The organism is Chloroflexota bacterium (assembly GCA_009840625.1).
In the GTDB taxonomy this organism is placed as follows: domain Bacteria; phylum Chloroflexota; class UBA11872; order UBA11872; family VXNJ01; genus VXNJ01.
The window spans coordinates 126,366-141,412 of the sequence record VXNJ01000009.1; the positions used below are offsets into that span (position 1 = coordinate 126,366).

Consider the following 15,047-nt stretch of genomic DNA (forward strand, 5'->3'; position numbering starts at 1 on the left):
GCGGTAAAGCGTTAGTGGGCGGGGTTGCTGATGGCCGGTGCGATTGCAGGTCCGGATCCTGCGGCGACGCTACGCAGGCGGCTGGGCCTCACCTACCGGGGCGGCGCTTCGGCGTACCTCTTCGTGCTGCCATCGATCATTTTTATCGGCGTATTCGTGATCGTCCCGATCTTTGCGGCGCTTTTCTATTCGTTCAACGATTACGACCTGTTGACCGCGCCTGAATTCGCGGGCCTTAAGAACTACGAGCTGATCGGCAAGGAACCGCGCTTTTGGCCGTCGATCCGCAATACGATATTCTTCGCCTTCGGCACGGTACCGACCGGCATCATCACCTCGCTGCTGCTCGCGGTCTTGATCAACCGCGCAATCCGCGGAATTTACTTCTTCCGGGCCATGTTCTACATGCCGGTGGTCTCTTCCTTCGTCTCGGTCTCGCTGATCTTCCTTTGGATGTACGAGCCGCAGTTCGGACTGGCCAACCAGGTGCTCGAATTCCTGGGTTTCGCCCGTTCTAAGTGGCTGCGCGGACCCGAGACCGCCATGGTGGCAATCATCATGATGAGCATCTGGAAGAACATGGGCCTGAACATGGTCATCTACCTGGCCGGGCTGCAGTCGATACCGCCGCACCTCTACGAGGCGGCCGAGATCGACGGGGCGGGGAGGCTTTCCAAGATGTTCCGGATAACCGTCCCGCTGCTGGCACCGACCACCTATTTCGTGGTAATCGTCTACTTCATCGGCGCGCTGCAGATGTTCGTGCAGGTTTTCATCATGGCCTGCGAGCCGCAGGGCAACTGTGGCGGACCGCTGGATGCGACGATTACGATCGTGCTCCTCATCTACCTCGAGGCGTTCAACAACCTGCGCATGGGCTTTGCCTCCGCGCTGTCCTTCATCCTGTTTGTGGTCATCGGCCTGGTGACAATCGTGAACGCCAGGTTGCTCCAGTACGAAATCGGCTACTGAGAGGGACAAGACCGGATCGCTGCCCCCGGCGAGGAATTCTTGCCCGGCTAAAGAAGAGCCCGAAGCGCTCCTAGCTTAGACTTTGCAAGCGCTTGCCGACGCTAATCGGCTGGCTGCGCGCATTTGAAGTAAGACATCGTGACGCCACAGCGCACCCTCAGGGGAGTCACTACTTAATCATGCAGGCCAACGACGTTTTCGGCCCACCGCCCCGCATGACCCTGCGGCGCAGACTCGGGCTCACCTACCGCGGCGGCGCGACCTCCTACATGTTCGTGCTGCCTTCGGTCCTCTTCATCGGCGTGTTCGTAATCGTGCCGATCGCCGGTGCCCTGTATTACTCGTTCACCAACTACGACCTTCTTACCGCCCCTGAGTGGTCGGGCATCAAGAACTACCAACTCATCGGCAAGGAACCGCGATTCGTGCCTGCGGTCCGCAACACGGTGTTTTTCGCCTTCGGGACCGTTCCCGCCGGGGTGATTACCTCGCTGCTGCTGGCGGTGCTGGTCAATCGCGCGATCCGCGGGATCTACTTCTTCCGGGCCATGTTCTACATGCCGGTTGTCTCCTCGTTCGTCTCGGTCTCGCTGATCTGGCTCTGGATGTACGAACCCCAGTTCGGGCTGGCCAACGATTTATTGCGGGCGATGGATTTGCCGGCTTCCAAGTGGCTGCGCGGACCCGAAACGGCGCTCCTGGCAATCGTCCTGATGAGCATCTGGAAGAACATGGGCCTGAACATGGTCATCTACCTGGCCGGCCTGCAGGGGATTCCGCCGCACCTCTACGAGGCGGCCGAGATCGACGGGGCGGGCCGCCTCTCGCAGATGTTCCGGATAACCGTCCCGCTGCTGGCGCCGACCACCTATTTCGTGGTAATCGTCTACTTCATCGGCGCGCTGCAGATGTTCGTGCAGGTATTCATCATGGCCTGTCAGGACGCGCAGGGTCTCTGCGGGGGACCAGTCGATGCGACTGTGACGATCGTGCTGCTGATATATATCGAAGCCTTCGCCAATTTGCGCATGGGGTTTGCGGCCGCGCTGTCGTTCATCTTGTTTGCGGTCATTGGGTTGATCACGATCATCAACTCAAAATTGCTCGAATACGAGATCGGCTACTAAAAGGCTCGAATTCGCCCGCCGGCGCTCTGGCCGGTTGAGGAGTTCGAATATGCTTCACCGTCTCGCAAGACCCTGGCGCGCGGTGCGCCTCGGCATGCTCGGCCCCGGCGGCGCCCTCTGCGTCGGGTGCAGCGCCAGATGATCGACCGAAGCAGCCTGCAGCTGGCGCTCCGGCGACGATTTCGGCTCACCTACCGGGGTGGGGCGACCGCGTACCTGTTCGTACTGCCCTCAGTCATCTTCATCGGCGTTTTCGTAATCGTCCCGATCGTCGGGGCGCTCTATTACTCGTTTACCAACTACGACCTTTTGACTCCGCCGGAATGGGTGGGTCTGAAGAACTATCAGGTCATCGGCAAAGAACCGCGCTTCTGGCCGTCGGTCCGCAACACCATGCTGTTCGCGCTGGGCACGGTCCCCGCCGGGGTGATTACCTCGCTGCTGCTGGCGGTGCTGGTGAACCGCGCGATCCGCGGAATCTACTTCTTCCGGGCCATGTTCTACATGCCGGTTGTCTCCTCGTTCGTCTCGGTCTCGCTGATCTTCCTGTGGATGTACGAGCCGCAGTTCGGACTGGCCAACGCGTTTCTGCGGGCGCTCGACCTGCCGGCGTCGAAGTGGCTGCGCGGGCCCGAGACCGCCCTTTTCGCCATCATCCTGATGAGCATCTGGAAGAACATGGGCCTGAACATGGTCATCTACCTGGCCGGCCTGCAGGGGATTCCGCCGCACCTCTACGAGGCGGCCGAGATCGACGGGGCGGGCCGCCTCTCGCAGATGTTCCGGATAACCGTCCCGCTGCTGGCGCCGACCACCTATTTCGTGGTAATCGTCTACTTCATCGGCGCCCTGCAGATGTTCGTGCAGGTATTCATCATGTCCTGCAACGATCCGGCCGGATCGTGCGGCGGACCGCTGGACTCCACGATCACAATCGTGATGCTCATTTATCTGGAGGCGTTTCTGGCTCTGCGGATGGGGTTCGCGGCAGCGCTGTCTTTCATACTCTTCGTCCTGATCGGGGCGGTCACGATCCTTAACGCCCGGGTCCTCAGCTACGAGATCGGCTACTGATCCGGCCGCGTCGCGGGCCCGATTGATCGATTCACCGGGGACGCCGAACATATCCTGAATAAGCAGAATCAGATTCGCACGCCGAACCGCGCGGATATCCGGGCGCGTCCCAGGGTTTGCTGGGCCGCTTGTGCGCGGTTGGAACCGGAGAGCATTTGATGGGAATGGCGGCTACGGCCCAACGGGCGCGATTCGGTTTGCGTCGTCGCCTAGGGCTCACCTACCGGGGCGGGGCGACCGCGTATCTGTTCGTACTGCCGTCGGTCATCTTCATCGGCGTTTTCGTAATCGTCCCGATCTTCGGGGCGCTCTACTACAGCTTCAACAACTACGACCTGCTGACCGCGCCCGAATGGGCGTGGTTCAAGAATTACCGTTTGGTGGCCAGCGAACCGCGGTTCATCCCGGCGATGCGCAATACGCTGATGTTCGCGGTGGGAACGGTGCCGGCCGGCGTGATCACCTCGCTGCTGCTGGCGATGCTGGTCAACCGCGCGATCCGCGGAATCTACTTCTTCCGGGCCATGTTCTACATGCCGGTGGTCTCCTCGTTCGTGACCGTCTCGCTGATCTGGCTCTGGATGTACGAACCACAGTTCGGGCTGGCGAACGCGGCCCTGCGCTTTATGGGGTTGCCCGCTTCGAAGTGGCTCACCGGGCCCGAGACCGCGCTGCTGGCGATCATCCTGATGAGCGTCTGGAAGAACATGGGCCTGAACATGGTCATCTACCTGGCCGGCCTGCAGGGGATCCCGCCGCATCTCTACGAGGCGGCCGAAATCGACGGGGCCGGAAGGCTATCGAAGATGTTCCGCATCACCATCCCGATGCTGGCCCCGACGACCTATTTCGTGGTCATCGTCTACTTCATCGGCGCCCTGCAGATGTTCGTGCAGGTCTTCATCATGGCCTGCCCGCACACGCAGATCAACTGTGGCGGACCGCTGGACTCGACGATCACGATCGTCATGCTCATCTACCTGGAAGCGTTCGCCTATCTGCGAATGGGCTTCGCGGCGGCGCTATCGTTCATCCTGTTCATGGTCATCGGGATCGTGACGATCGCCAACGCCCGGATTCTCAGTTACGAAATCGGCTATTGATCCGGTCTGCGGTCCGACCGCCGGATTCAGTGAACACCGTAAGCAAAACGTGAGCGCGGCGTAGCCGGGTAGGCCTGCAGGACGACCTGCTCCAGCAGCAGATCGCGCAGCCGCTCGCGCTGCTGCCCGAATTCGGAGCGGCCGGCCAGGTTGGTCTGTTCGCCCGGATCGGCGACCAAGTCGAACAGTTGTTGCCCGGACCCTTCGGGGTACCAGGTGAAGCGGAAGCGGTCGTCCACGACCGTGCGCGCCCAGCGATCCAGCGTGTTCGAGTCGATGTTGTTGTAACTCTCGGCGTAAGCGCACGTCCGCCAGGAATCGGCCGGCGCGCCGCAACTTAAGGGAAGCAATGAGCGTCCCGGCAGGGCCGCGAACGGCAGCGCCAGGCGAAGCGAGACAGGTTCCGGGACAGCCAGGCCCGCCATGTCGAAAACCGTGGGGTAAATGTCCTCGAGCTGGACGAATTCGGAGCGCTGCTGCCGCGCGCAAACCCCGGGGCCGGCAATCATCAGCGGGACCCGGATGCAGGCGTCGTAGTGCATTTCGCCCTTGGACATCAGGTCGTGGTCGCCGAGCATTTCGCCGTGGTCGGAGAGGAACACCAGATAGGTGTTTTCAGCCCGGCCGCGGGCGCGGATTGCCGCCTGCAAGCGGCCGAGCTGCTCGTCAAGGTGAACCAGGTCGGCGAAATAGTGGCAGCGATCTTCCAGCCAGTCGCGGCCTTCGGCGGCCTGCGAAAGCGGCGCCAGGCAATGCGGCGCCTCCGGATCGTCGCGCCATTCGGCCGCCAGCGGACGCGGAATAGCGTCCGCATTCACTCGCCCCAGATACCCCTGCGGCGGGGCGAACGGGCCATGCGGTTGCACGTAGGAGATGTGCATGTACAGCGGCCGGCCGGCTTCGGCCCCAGAGATGAAATCCAAGGCGCGGGCGGTGATCCATTCGGTCTGCGACAGTTCGGCCGGGAAGGGCAGTTCGTAGGCGCCGGGTTGCGGCGGGATCTCGTCCATGCGCGCGGCCAAGTCGACTCGTGCGGGACCGTAACTTCCGAATTCTTCGATCTGGCGGGCCCAGACGGTCGAGAGAACAGCGTCGGCGTGCTCGGGGTGCTCGGCCAGGATCCAGTCAAGCCAGGGGCCGCCGCGGGCGTCCTCGGTGACCCAGCAGGCATCGAATCCGTACTCGCGGTAATCGGGGTAGAGCGATTCGTAGTGGGGGTGCAGGTGCACCTTTCCGGCGGCGCCGGTCTGGTATCCGGAATCTTGCAGCGCGCGCATGAAGGTCGGAATCTGCGGGTCCAGGAAGTAGCCGTTCTGGAGCACCCCGTGCTGCTGCGTGGTCAGGCCGGTGGCGAGCGTGGCCCGGGCCGGACAGCAGAGCGGATTGGAGGAAATTGCGCGCCGGAACCACGTCCCCGACCGGGCCAGGGCGGAGAAATTCGGAAGCTCGACGATTCCGCCGGCCAGGCCGAGTTCGAGCCATCGCGCGGCGAGCTGGTCGACCATGAAGAAAATAATGTCGGGTCGGTCGGATTTGGGCATTGGCGTCATTCCGCGCGCGTTGTTCTGATCACTGATTGCAGATCACCGGACCGGTCCGGGCCCGATCGCAGAACACCTTATTGTGTGGTCGCACGGCGGGTGTACGCGGATTCAGTTGACGTTTGAACTAGCAGTTGGCGAGGCGCAAATGCAGATTGCGGGATGCACATGGGGACTCCGCCGCGACCAGGCGGCGGCCGCCGCCGCCTTCGATCGGGCGGGATTCGACACGATCGACGTCGACCCGGGATTTGGGCCGGCCGCCAACTGGGAATCGGCTCTCCCGGTGTCCTGCCTGGCGGCCGGACACCTGTTCCCCGGCGGGACCCGACTGGACGATCCGGAACCCGACGACCGCGCCGCGGCCCGCCGGCACGTGCTGGCGGCTATCGACGAGGCCGCCCGCCTGGGAGCCGAGGTCGTATACGTGGGAGCGCCCAACCCGGACGAGCAGGCCATGAGTTGGTTTGCCGACTGCGTCCCCGAACTTGCCGCGCACTCGACCCGCCGCGGCTTGCTGCTGGCGGTCGAACCATCGCCCCCGCGCGGACTGCGCACGATCGGCGAAACCCGGGAATTCATCGAATCCCTCGGCGTGGAAAACTTCCACATCCTGCTCGACTTCGCCCATTGCCTGTTGGTCGACGAGGATCCGGTCGAGGCGATCGAAGTTTGCGGGGAGCGCCTCGCCTACGTCCACTTCAACGACACCGACGGCGTAAACGACAACCACCTCGGGCTCACCGACGGAATATTCGACCGCCGCCTGGTCGAGGAGATCGTCGCCGAGCTTCGAAGCGTCGGCTACCGGCGCCCGCTGGCGGTCGAGAGCGCGCCGGCCCTTCCGGACCCGCTGGGCAGCGCTCTCAAGACTCTCGAGGTCCTAAAGTCCTGCGGGGCCTGAACCGGGCGGCTAGTCCAGATCGGCCAGTTGCGGCATCACCTCGTTGGTGAGCAGGTCGACCGAACGGCGCCATGACGGCTGGTCGCGCCACTCGTGGATCATCATCAGGAGCACGCCGAAACCGCCCACGTCCCCGTGCAGGCGGCGCAGCTTGGCGGCCACTTCGTCGGGGTCGCCGACCACCCAGATGTTCTCGGCCATGTATTCGAGCGTGACATCCGAATCCGGCATTTCGGGGTCGGTTTTTACCAGGTCCATGTAGCCGACATAGGGCAAAAGCTTGAAGAAGTAGTCTTCGAAATCACGCCCGAGGGTGCCGTTGACGGCTCCGTCGAACGCTGCCTCGGAGGTCTCGGCGACGAAGATGTTGCGGGCGATCCGCCAGGAGCTGCGCTCGGGGGTCAAACCGGCGGCGGCGGCGCCCTCCTCGACCGCCTCCCAGTGGGTCCGCAACAACGGCATGGGCACTATGTTGATGCTCATCGGGATCCAGCCCTTCAGGCCGGCGACCCGCAGCGTGCCAGAGTGCTTCGACACGCCGGCGACGCCGATCGGGGGATGCGGTTTCTGCAGCGGACGGACGTGGACCGAAAGGCCGATGTCGTCTTGGGGCTCCGGCACCTTGAACCCCCAGTTGCCCGATCCGTAGGGACCGGGCTTGGCCGCCCCCCAGAGCTCTAGGACCGCGTCCAGGGTCTCGCGCATGATCTTGGGCGCGGCGCCGGGTTCTTCGTATCCGAACACCTCGAAATCGCCCGGGAACCCGCCCGCGCCGATTCCCCACATGAACCTGCCGTTGGCCATGTGGTCGAGCTGGGCAATGCGGTGCGCGAGCATGAACGGATTGTGGTTGGGGAGACAGGAAACCCCGGTGCCGAGCTTTATTTGCTCGGTCAGGGCCAGCGCCTGGGCGATCACCAGATCGGGCGCCGGGATGTTCTCCCATTCGGAAGTGAAATGCTCGCCCAGCCAGTACTCGGTCAGCCCCAGGCGGTCGCAGGTAACGATCGTGTCCAGGTCGTCGGCGAGCGTCTGCGTGAAGTCGTGGCCGGGCGGATGCAGCGGCATGTTGAAGGCCCCGAGTTTCATGTGCTGCGCATCCTTCGCTGTCCGGTGGGCCGGACCCTGGTGGTTCCGGTGATCGGAAGATTCTAGGGACGGGCTTTGCCGGCCGCGGCGCACGCCGCCCGGTCAGGCCACCCGGTAGCGCGCGGCCGCTTGCTCGTCCAGCTCGAAACCCAGGCCCGCCCGCTGCGGCGCCTCGATCAGGCCGTCGTTGCCGACGACCGGCCAGTTGCGGACCAGTTCGCTGCGGAGCGGATTGGGATTCTGGTCCATTTCGAACGCGTAGCCGGTGGGCGAGGCGCACAGCAGGTTCAGATTCGCAAAGCCGGAGACCGCGGCGCCGTAGTTGTGCGGGGCAAAACCGAGGTGGCAGGCGGCGGCGTAGGAGGAGATTCGCTGGCATTCGCTGATTCCGCCCGCCCAGGCCGCATCCGGCTGGGCGATATCGATGCAGCCGCCGTCAATCAGGGTTTTAAAGCCCGGCAGCGAGGTCTCGGTCTCGTAACCGGCCACCGGCATTGAGATTCGCTCGCGCACGAACGCCGCCCCGGCGGTGTCTTCGGTCCAGGTCGGTTCCTCGAACCAGGCGATTTGGTGGGACTCGACCGAACGTGCGAACGCGATTGCGCCGTGCGGGGTCATCTGGTTGTTGGCGTCGATCATCAATTCCCGGCCGGGCCCCAGACCCTCGCGTGCCACCCGCACCCTGTCTGCGTCATCGTCCGCGCAGATTCGGCCGACTTTCATCTTGGCGGCGCGGTACCCGCGGCCCGCGATGCGCTCCATTTCGGCCGCCAGGCCGGCAAGGTCCTTACCCGGTTCGTAAAAGCCTCCGCTGCCGTAGGCGCGGACTCTGTCCGCGCGGGAACCGAGCAGCTTGTGCACCGGCAGACCCGCCGACTTGCCGAGGATGTCCCAGAGGGCCAGGTCTACGCCGGCGATCGCCGACTGCATCACGCCGCGACGACCCGACTGGATCGTGCCCTTGTACATCCGGTCCCAGAGATCGGCGATATAGGTCGGGTCGGAGCCGACGATCATCGGCGCCAGCCGCGTCTCCAGGATCGCCTTCACCCCGAAAGCGGTTCCGCCGAAGGTGCCGGCCTCGCCGACCCCCTCGATGCCGTCGCGGGTGCGGACCCGCACCAGCATGCATTCGCGGGCCCGGATCTCGACCTGGGCATCGCGGATCGGTGAATCCATCTCCCAGCGCAGGAGTTCGACTGCGAGTTCCTCAATTACCATGCGGACCTCCATCCGGCCTTAGCGCCGGGATGATCGCCAGGTGGATTTCCTCAATCGGGTCAGCCAGGCCAAGGCGGCGGGCGCGCGCGATCACCGCGCGTTGATTCAGGTTTATAAATTGCAGGGCGGTCGAATTCGGGACCTCCAGCCGCAGGCGCCCTTCGCGCAACTGAACAGGCCGGCAGCCGGCGGCGTATTCGCCGCAGACTTCACGCAACGCCCGCCGGACCAGATCGACCTGGCGTCCGCGCGCCAAACCGGCCCGGTAGGCGGGGTCGCCGAGGACTTCGGCGACGTGATCGCCCAGCCGGCGCGGGCCGGGATCGCCAGGGTCAAGCGACTCCGGGTCAGAGCGGCTTGACATCGCCGTCGGCCAGTGCGCATGGCTGGCAGCGCTCGACCAGGCTGTCGGGCACCAAGCCGCGGTCGGCGGCGGCCAGGAAGAGCTGTGCATCGGCGGGCAGGATTTCAGCCAGCTGGTTGCGATGGTGCGGATCGAGTTCAGAAAAAACTTCATCCAGCGATAGCACCGGGGTCTGGCCGATCTTTTCGGTCAACCAGTCCAACAGGGCCAATTTCACGCAGAGAACTGCGAGGCGCTGTTGTCCGCGCGAAGCGAACTGGGCCGCCAGGCGTCCGTCAACGTGGATCCGAAAGTCATCCCGGTGCGGCCCGATCAAGGTATTGCCGACCGCGATCTCGCGCTGCCGCGTCCGACGCAATGCCTCGGCCAGCGATCCCGGGGCAAGCTCGGCGAGCGCCGGTCGATACTCCAGGCTTACCGATTCGGGTCCGCGCGCCAATCGCGCAAAGTGCGACTGGGCCCGGGTCGACATTTGCTCCAGCCAGCCTGCCCGCGCCCGGACCAGCACTCCCCCGTGGGTATCCAGCAGATCGTCCCAGTAATCAAGCCGGTCGGGGTCCTTCCCTGGACCCAGGGCCAATTCGCGGAGCAGGGCGTTGCGTTGCCGGCGGGAGCGTTCAAAATCGCCCAGCGCGGCGACGTATTCGCCGTCCGCCTGGCCGATTGCCCAATTGGCGAATCGCCGGCGAGCGGCCGGTTGGCCGCCGACCAGCTCCAGGTCGCGGGGTTCGAACTGAACCAGCGGCAGCCGCCCGATCAGATCGCGGCGCGGGCGCATCCGGCCCTCGATCCAAGCCCGGCGCGACACCCGGCCGCCGTCGCCCGGGGCCACGACCATTTCCAGCAGCTGGGGCAACCGGTCACCGACCGCCACCCTAGCCCGAACCCGGGCGAAGTCGGCGCGCTCGCCTTCCTGGCTGATCCGGATCAATTCCAACCCGGCCGACGGGTTCGAACCGCGGCCGGCCGAGACCAGTCCTATCGCCTCCAGCAGATTCGATTTGCCCGCGCCGTTGGGGCCGATAAACAGGCAGCCTCCGGTGGGCGGCTCAAGGGCGAGCCGGTGGTAGTTGCGAAACCCGGTCAGGTCCAGCAGATGACAAAGAACCGGCGTCATCTAGGACCTCCCCCGCAGAACGATATGAGCGACCTGCGATGCCAGCAGGACCAGCGCGATAACCAACGCAAGCCCGAATAACACCAGCAGGCTCCATCCGATCTTGCCGAAAAAGGCCAGCAGGGCGGCCAGATAAACGATGGCCAGGGCCAGGGCGGCGATTGCATAGACGCGCCAGCCGAAACGGGGCAGATATTTGCTAAGCCGAGCCAATCGAATTCAATTACCCGCCGGCCGCGGCCAGATCGGCGCTGACCTGTTCGTAGCTTGCCTGCGGGTTGGCCTGAATCCTCGCCAGGCGGTAGAGATCGGCCGGGAAGTGCACCCTCTCGAACCTGGTGCTGACGGCAGATTCATAGCCCGCCGCCCGCACCAGGTCGGCGGCGGCCTGATCGTAGCCGCCGAACGGATAGGAGAAGTGATCGCCGCCGCCGATGGGCAGCAGAGCGTCGCGCGAGCTCACGACCTCGGCTTCGGCCGCGCCGCGGTCGCTGCGCAGAAGGCTCGGAATGTCGGCGTGGTTTAGGGTGTGGGACTGAACCGAAAACCCCCAGTTGCGCAGGCGCGCGAAAGCGCGGGCGCTCAGGTGCCCGGGCTCAAGTTGGTCGAATCCGGGCAGGACGAAGAACGTGGCCGGCAGGCGCAGGCGCAGCAAGACCGGTGCCGCATTGTGCAATTGGCTCGTGCGTCCATCATCGAAAGTTATGACCAGCGGATTGTCCGGCAGATCGGCCTTGCCTCGCAACGCCCTGACCAGTCGTTCGTATGGAACGACCGTGAAACCCTCGCCGACCAGGCCTTCCAGCTGGCTTGCGAACGCACCCGCATCGGGCACATCGTGGTAGTAGATGATCGGGGCGTCGATGCCCGCCGCGGGGTCGGCCGGTGCGCCCGGCGCCGGCAGCGGGTCGATTTGGCGTCGCAGTGATTGCGGCAGGCCCATGTACCGGCTCCCCAGCGGGTCGGCGACCACGTTTCCGCCGCCGGAGCCGCGCAGGACTGCCTTGGCGAACAACTGGCAGCGCGCCCCGGCGTGGTCAAACCCGGCCGCCAGCGGCGCGCCGAAGCGTTCGCGTCCTCCATGGGCGGCGAAGAATCCAGCCAGCTGCCGGTCGACCTCGCCTTCAGAGTCCGGGTCCGGCGGCGCCAGTCCGGCCGCTTGGACCTCCCCCGGCAGGGCCGCAGCGGACAGGAGCATCGTGCCCAGATCGGAAAGCCGAACCTGCCCGAACGGCCCCATCGCGGCGTCCGTGCAAAGTTCCAGGCGGGCGCCCGCAAAGCACTGCGTCAGCACCGAACCCTGGTAAGCGGGGGCCGATATCGGCGGTCCGACGCCATATCCGATCCGCGCCAGAAAAAGACCGAATTCGCCGGCCGCCCGGAACTCAGGGGCCCCGTCGGTCGCCGTCATCGCCTGCCCGGCAGCGGCCGCCGGGCCTATTGGACAATGTCGCCCTCCACCGGGTCGACGATCACGCCGCGCGACTGCATCCAGGCGATTCCGGCGTCTATGTTGTCCTCGTCGCCCTCTAGCGAGAGGACCATCCAGCCGATGTGCTCGCGTACGTCTGCGCGACGGATATTGGATACCAATTCGAAGTCGCGGGACACCAAATAGACGATCGGTTCGGTGATCAGTTCCTCGGGGAACGTCAATTTGAGGCGCACGCTAGCCATCTTCGACTCCCTAACCCGACACCGCGGGAGCTCGGGCAAATGCCGCTGTATGCCATTTTGATATGGACAGCGCCGATCGCCAAGCCAGACGCACCCTCGCGCCCTCCATAAAATGCGCGCAGCCAACACCAGCGGCCCGGGAGCGGCAATGGCAGATTCACGACCTAACATCCTCTGGTATTGCACCGATCAGCAGCGCTTCGACACGATTGCCGCGCTCGGCAACGAGCACGTCCACACCGACACCGTCGACGGCCTGGTCGGGCGGGGCGTGAGCTTTACCCGCACGTACTGCCAGAGCCCGATCTGCACCCCTTCGCGCGCCAGCTTCCTCACCGGTCAGCTCCCCTCAACCGTCCGCGCCAACGGCAACGGCATCGAGTTCATGCCCCAGGACTATCCGCTGGTTACCCAGCTGCTGGCCGACGCCGGTTACGACTGCGGCCTGGTCGGCAAGCTGCACATAGCCACCGCCGAGGCCGGGGTCGAACCGCGCGGGCGCGACGGCTACCGGTTCTTCGCCTATTCGCACGCGCCCCGTGACGACTGGGCCGAAGGCCACGCATACGTCGAGTGGCTGCGCGAGCGGGGGCAGGACCTGAAGACGCTGCTGGCCTCACCGGACAACGTGCCGGCCCGGTACCAGCAGACGACCTGGGCGACCGACGCCTGCATCGAGTTCATCGACCAGCCGCGCAACGGTCCCTGGCTGCTGAGCGTCAATCCCTACTATCCGCACCCGCCGTTCAACCCGCCGCGCGAGTACTTCGAGCGGTTCGATCCAGAGTCCCTGCCCGGACCGATTTTTGAGGACGGGGACCTGGAAATCCAGCGCCGGATCTCCGACGCGGGAGTCGACTTCCAGAATTACCCGGAGCACCCCGACAGCTTCGACGGCCGCAAGATCCAGGCCCAGTACTACGCCATGATCGAGCTGATCGACGACCAGTTGGCCCGACTGCTGAAGCACATCGAATCGGTCGGCCAGCTGGACAACACCCTGATCATCTTCACCTCCGATCACGGCGAATCGCTGGGCGACCACGGCCTGGTGGAGAAGGGCTGCCGGTTCATGGAGGGAATGGCGCGGGTGCCGCTGGTGATGTGCTGGCCGGGCCATTTTTGCCAGGGATTGCGGTCGGACGCCCTGGTCCAGCTGACCGACATCGCCCCTACCCTGCTGGAGATTGCGGGACTGGACATCCCCGAACGCATGAACGGGCGATCGCTGCTGCCGATCCTGACCGGCGACGCCGATCCGGAAGAATTCCGCGACTATGTGCGCTGCGAATTCCGCAACGCGATCCGGCTAGGCGACGGGACTCACGCGTCCATGATTGCCGACAAGCGCTGGAAGCTGGTGCTATACCACGGCAAGGACGGGCTTGGCGAACTGTACGACCTGGCCGCGGACCCGAACGAGCACCGCAATCTTTACTACGAGCCCGAAATTGCCGAAGTAATTAATCGCTACATGATCAAAATGTTTGACGACACCGTGTTCGAAACCGACTGGGGCCCGCGCCGCGTCGGGTGGATTTAAGCAAAGCGCCGCAAGCGGCCCGACCGGCGGCGGCTGGCCAAACAGGGAGATCAGGGACATGCACTACCCCAACATGCTGCGCATGCGTCAGGACCTGGTCACCGACCACATTCCCGACCTTGAGGGACACCTCAGCGGGCGCCTGAAGGCCGCCCTGGCCAAATCGGAACTGACCCCAAATGGCTCCGTTGCAATTGGGGTCGGTAGCCGCGGCGTTACTCCAATAGTCACCGTCGTCAAAACCCTGGTCCAGGGGTTGAAGGCGGCCGGACTCCGCCCGTTCGTCGTCCCGGCGATGGGCAGTCACGGCGGCGGGACCGCCGAGGGCCAGGCCTCGGTACTGGGCGAGTACGGCGTGACCGAGGACGCGGTCGGCGCACCGGTGCGGGCCACCATGGAGACCGTCCTGGTCGGCCACACCGATGACGGGGTCGAGGTCCACATGGACGCCAACGCCCACGCCGCCGATCACGTGATTCCGATCGGCCGAGTCAAGCTCCACACCGGCATGACCGGCCCGATCCAGAGCGGCCTGTGCAAGATCCTGTCCATTGGCCTGGGCAAGCGATTCGGCGCCGAACGCATCCACGAATCCGGCGTCAACCGGCAGGTGCCCAAGGCGGCCCAGGTAATGCTGGACACCGGCAAGATCCTTTGCGGGGTGGGGCTGGTCGAGAACCCGCTTGACGAGACCATTTACGCCGAGATGCCGACACCGGCCGAATACATCGCCACCGATCGCGACCTGCTCGCCAAGTCGATAGCCATATTCCCGGAACTCCCGACCGACCGCGCCCATCTGCTGATGGTCGATGAAATGGGTAAGAACATCTCCGGTTCGGGCATGGACTCGAACGTTATCGGGACCAAGGCTTTCCGGAACAGGGAGCGCGAGCGCAAGCAGTTCGAGTTCATCAGCGTGCATCGCCTGACCCAGGCGTCGCACGGCAACGCGGCCGGACTGGGGCAGGCGCAATTTACCACCCGCCAGCTGGTCGACGAGGTGGACTGGAACGACACCTACATCAACATGATCACCGCGATGGCGCCCGACTCGGGTTGTCCGATGGTCTTCGATTCCGACCGCGAATGCCTGGACGTGGGGTTTTCGATGGCCGGCCGCCGCGCCCGCGCCGACGGCGAGGACCTCAAGGTCATGCGGATCATCAACACGATGGAAATCGGGCACTTTTGGGCGTCCGAAGCCCTGGCCCAGGAGATCCAAGCTTCCGGCAAGGCCGAACTTGTCGGCCCGGCAGCCGGGTTCGCCTTCGGCGACGCCGGTGAAATGCTTGGCCTGAGAAACCTCTGACCA

At 64.6% G+C, this 15,047-nt stretch carries 15 protein-coding genes; 7 read left to right on the forward strand and 8 right to left on the reverse strand.

Going from position 1 to position 15,047, the window contains the following annotated elements:
• The first annotated feature begins 30 nt into the window (after window positions 1-30).
• From F4X41_06275 to F4X41_06290, 4 genes are all read left to right on the forward strand, one after another.
• Window positions 31-972 (forward strand): sugar ABC transporter permease, encoded by a 942-nt coding sequence (locus F4X41_06275; GenBank protein ID MYB16626.1) that lies wholly within the window; start codon window positions 31-33, stop codon window positions 970-972.
• 179 nt (window positions 973-1,151) lie between these two features.
• Window positions 1,152-2,099: a sugar ABC transporter permease gene (locus tag F4X41_06280; protein ID MYB16627.1), complete on the forward strand. Its 948-nt coding sequence runs from the start codon at window positions 1,152-1,154 to the stop codon at window positions 2,097-2,099.
• 138 nt (window positions 2,100-2,237) lie between these two features.
• Window positions 2,238-3,173, forward strand: a complete 936-nt coding sequence (locus F4X41_06285) for a sugar ABC transporter permease (GenBank protein MYB16628.1) — start codon at window positions 2,238-2,240, stop codon at window positions 3,171-3,173.
• Window positions 3,174-3,331: 158 nt separating this feature from the next.
• Window positions 3,332-4,276, forward strand: coding sequence for a sugar ABC transporter permease (locus F4X41_06290; protein ID MYB16629.1), 945 nt, complete (start codon window positions 3,332-3,334; stop codon window positions 4,274-4,276).
• Between the two features lie 26 nt (window positions 4,277-4,302).
• On the opposite strand, the gene F4X41_06295 is transcribed toward F4X41_06290, so the two are convergent.
• The gene (locus F4X41_06295; protein MYB16630.1) at window positions 4,303-5,826 is read right to left on the reverse strand and encodes a sulfatase-like hydrolase/transferase; all 1,524 of its coding nucleotides are present in this window, start codon (window positions 5,824-5,826) and stop codon (window positions 4,303-4,305) included.
• Between the two features lie 139 nt (window positions 5,827-5,965).
• Between F4X41_06295 and F4X41_06300 the strand changes: the two genes are divergently transcribed.
• Window positions 5,966-6,721, forward strand: coding sequence for a sugar phosphate isomerase/epimerase (locus F4X41_06300; protein ID MYB16631.1), 756 nt, complete (start codon window positions 5,966-5,968; stop codon window positions 6,719-6,721).
• 9 nt (window positions 6,722-6,730) lie between these two features.
• Here the strand turns inward: F4X41_06300 and F4X41_06305 are convergent, their stop codons facing one another.
• The 7 genes from F4X41_06305 to F4X41_06335 all read right to left on the reverse strand — a co-directional run bounded on the left by F4X41_06305 (window position 6,731) and on the right by F4X41_06335 (window position 12,189).
• Complete coding sequence (locus tag F4X41_06305; GenBank protein MYB16632.1) at window positions 6,731-7,810, reverse strand: LLM class flavin-dependent oxidoreductase; 1,080 nt, start codon at window positions 7,808-7,810, stop codon at window positions 6,731-6,733.
• A gap of 102 nt (window positions 7,811-7,912) precedes the next feature.
• On the reverse strand, window positions 7,913-9,043 hold the full coding sequence (locus tag F4X41_06310) for a mandelate racemase/muconate lactonizing enzyme family protein (protein MYB16633.1): 1,131 nt from the start codon (window positions 9,041-9,043) through the stop codon (window positions 7,913-7,915).
• On the reverse strand, window positions 9,021-9,548 hold the full coding sequence (locus F4X41_06315; GenBank protein MYB16634.1) for a DUF721 domain-containing protein: 528 nt from the start codon (window positions 9,546-9,548) through the stop codon (window positions 9,021-9,023). Before F4X41_06315 ends, F4X41_06310 begins: the two co-directional genes overlap by 23 nt.
• Window positions 9,379-10,512, reverse strand: coding sequence for a DNA replication/repair protein RecF (locus F4X41_06320; GenBank protein MYB16635.1), 1,134 nt, complete (start codon window positions 10,510-10,512; stop codon window positions 9,379-9,381). The genes F4X41_06315 and F4X41_06320 overlap by 170 nt, the downstream gene beginning before the upstream one ends.
• Entirely contained in the window at window positions 10,513-10,725 is a 213-nt protein-coding gene (locus tag F4X41_06325) for a hypothetical protein (protein ID MYB16636.1), read from the reverse strand.
• Window positions 10,726-10,735: 10 nt separating this feature from the next.
• Window positions 10,736-11,923: a polysaccharide deacetylase family protein gene (locus tag F4X41_06330; GenBank protein MYB16637.1), complete on the reverse strand. Its 1,188-nt coding sequence runs from the start codon at window positions 11,921-11,923 to the stop codon at window positions 10,736-10,738.
• A gap of 26 nt (window positions 11,924-11,949) precedes the next feature.
• On the reverse strand, window positions 11,950-12,189 hold the full coding sequence (locus tag F4X41_06335; GenBank protein ID MYB16638.1) for a FeS-binding protein: 240 nt from the start codon (window positions 12,187-12,189) through the stop codon (window positions 11,950-11,952).
• A gap of 148 nt (window positions 12,190-12,337) precedes the next feature.
• On the opposite strand from F4X41_06335, the gene F4X41_06340 reads away from it, so the two are divergent.
• Window positions 12,338-13,732 carry a sulfatase-like hydrolase/transferase gene (locus tag F4X41_06340; GenBank protein MYB16639.1) on the forward strand — a complete coding sequence of 465 codons (1,395 nt, stop codon included), beginning with the start codon at window positions 12,338-12,340 and terminating at the stop codon, window positions 13,730-13,732.
• Window positions 13,733-13,790: 58 nt separating this feature from the next.
• Window positions 13,791-15,044 carry a DUF2088 domain-containing protein gene (locus F4X41_06345; protein ID MYB16640.1) on the forward strand — a complete coding sequence of 418 codons (1,254 nt, stop codon included), beginning with the start codon at window positions 13,791-13,793 and terminating at the stop codon, window positions 15,042-15,044.
• Window positions 15,045-15,047: the final 3 nt, after the last annotated feature.

What these genes read in the sequence shown, in the direction of transcription:
- F4X41_06295 (MYB16630.1), bottom strand. Translation starts at nt 5,826, where the DNA reads ATGACGCCAATGCCCAAATCCGACCGACCCGACATTATTTTCTTCATG.
- F4X41_06285 (MYB16628.1), top strand. Translation starts at nt 2,238, where the DNA reads ATGATCGACCGAAGCAGCCTGCAGCTGGCGCTCCGGCGACGATTTCGG.
- F4X41_06315 (MYB16634.1), bottom strand. Translation starts at nt 9,548, where the DNA reads ATGAAGTTTTTTCTGAACTCGATCCGCACCATCGCAACCAGCTGGCTG.
- F4X41_06305 (MYB16632.1), bottom strand. Translation starts at nt 7,810, where the DNA reads ATGAAACTCGGGGCCTTCAACATGCCGCTGCATCCGCCCGGCCACGAC.
- F4X41_06290 (MYB16629.1), top strand. Translation starts at nt 3,332, where the DNA reads ATGGGAATGGCGGCTACGGCCCAACGGGCGCGATTCGGTTTGCGTCGT.
- F4X41_06340 (MYB16639.1), top strand. Translation starts at nt 12,338, where the DNA reads ATGGCAGATTCACGACCTAACATCCTCTGGTATTGCACCGATCAGCAG.
- F4X41_06275 (MYB16626.1), top strand. Translation starts at nt 31, where the DNA reads ATGGCCGGTGCGATTGCAGGTCCGGATCCTGCGGCGACGCTACGCAGG.
- F4X41_06310 (MYB16633.1), bottom strand. Translation starts at nt 9,043, where the DNA reads ATGGAGGTCCGCATGGTAATTGAGGAACTCGCAGTCGAACTCCTGCGC.
- F4X41_06330 (MYB16637.1), bottom strand. Translation starts at nt 11,923, where the DNA reads ATGACGGCGACCGACGGGGCCCCTGAGTTCCGGGCGGCCGGCGAATTC.
- F4X41_06345 (MYB16640.1), top strand. Translation starts at nt 13,791, where the DNA reads ATGCACTACCCCAACATGCTGCGCATGCGTCAGGACCTGGTCACCGAC.
- F4X41_06335 (MYB16638.1), bottom strand. Translation starts at nt 12,189, where the DNA reads ATGGCTAGCGTGCGCCTCAAATTGACGTTCCCCGAGGAACTGATCACC.
- F4X41_06300 (MYB16631.1), top strand. Translation starts at nt 5,966, where the DNA reads ATGCAGATTGCGGGATGCACATGGGGACTCCGCCGCGACCAGGCGGCG.
- F4X41_06320 (MYB16635.1), bottom strand. Translation starts at nt 10,512, where the DNA reads ATGACGCCGGTTCTTTGTCATCTGCTGGACCTGACCGGGTTTCGCAAC.
- F4X41_06280 (MYB16627.1), top strand. Translation starts at nt 1,152, where the DNA reads ATGCAGGCCAACGACGTTTTCGGCCCACCGCCCCGCATGACCCTGCGG.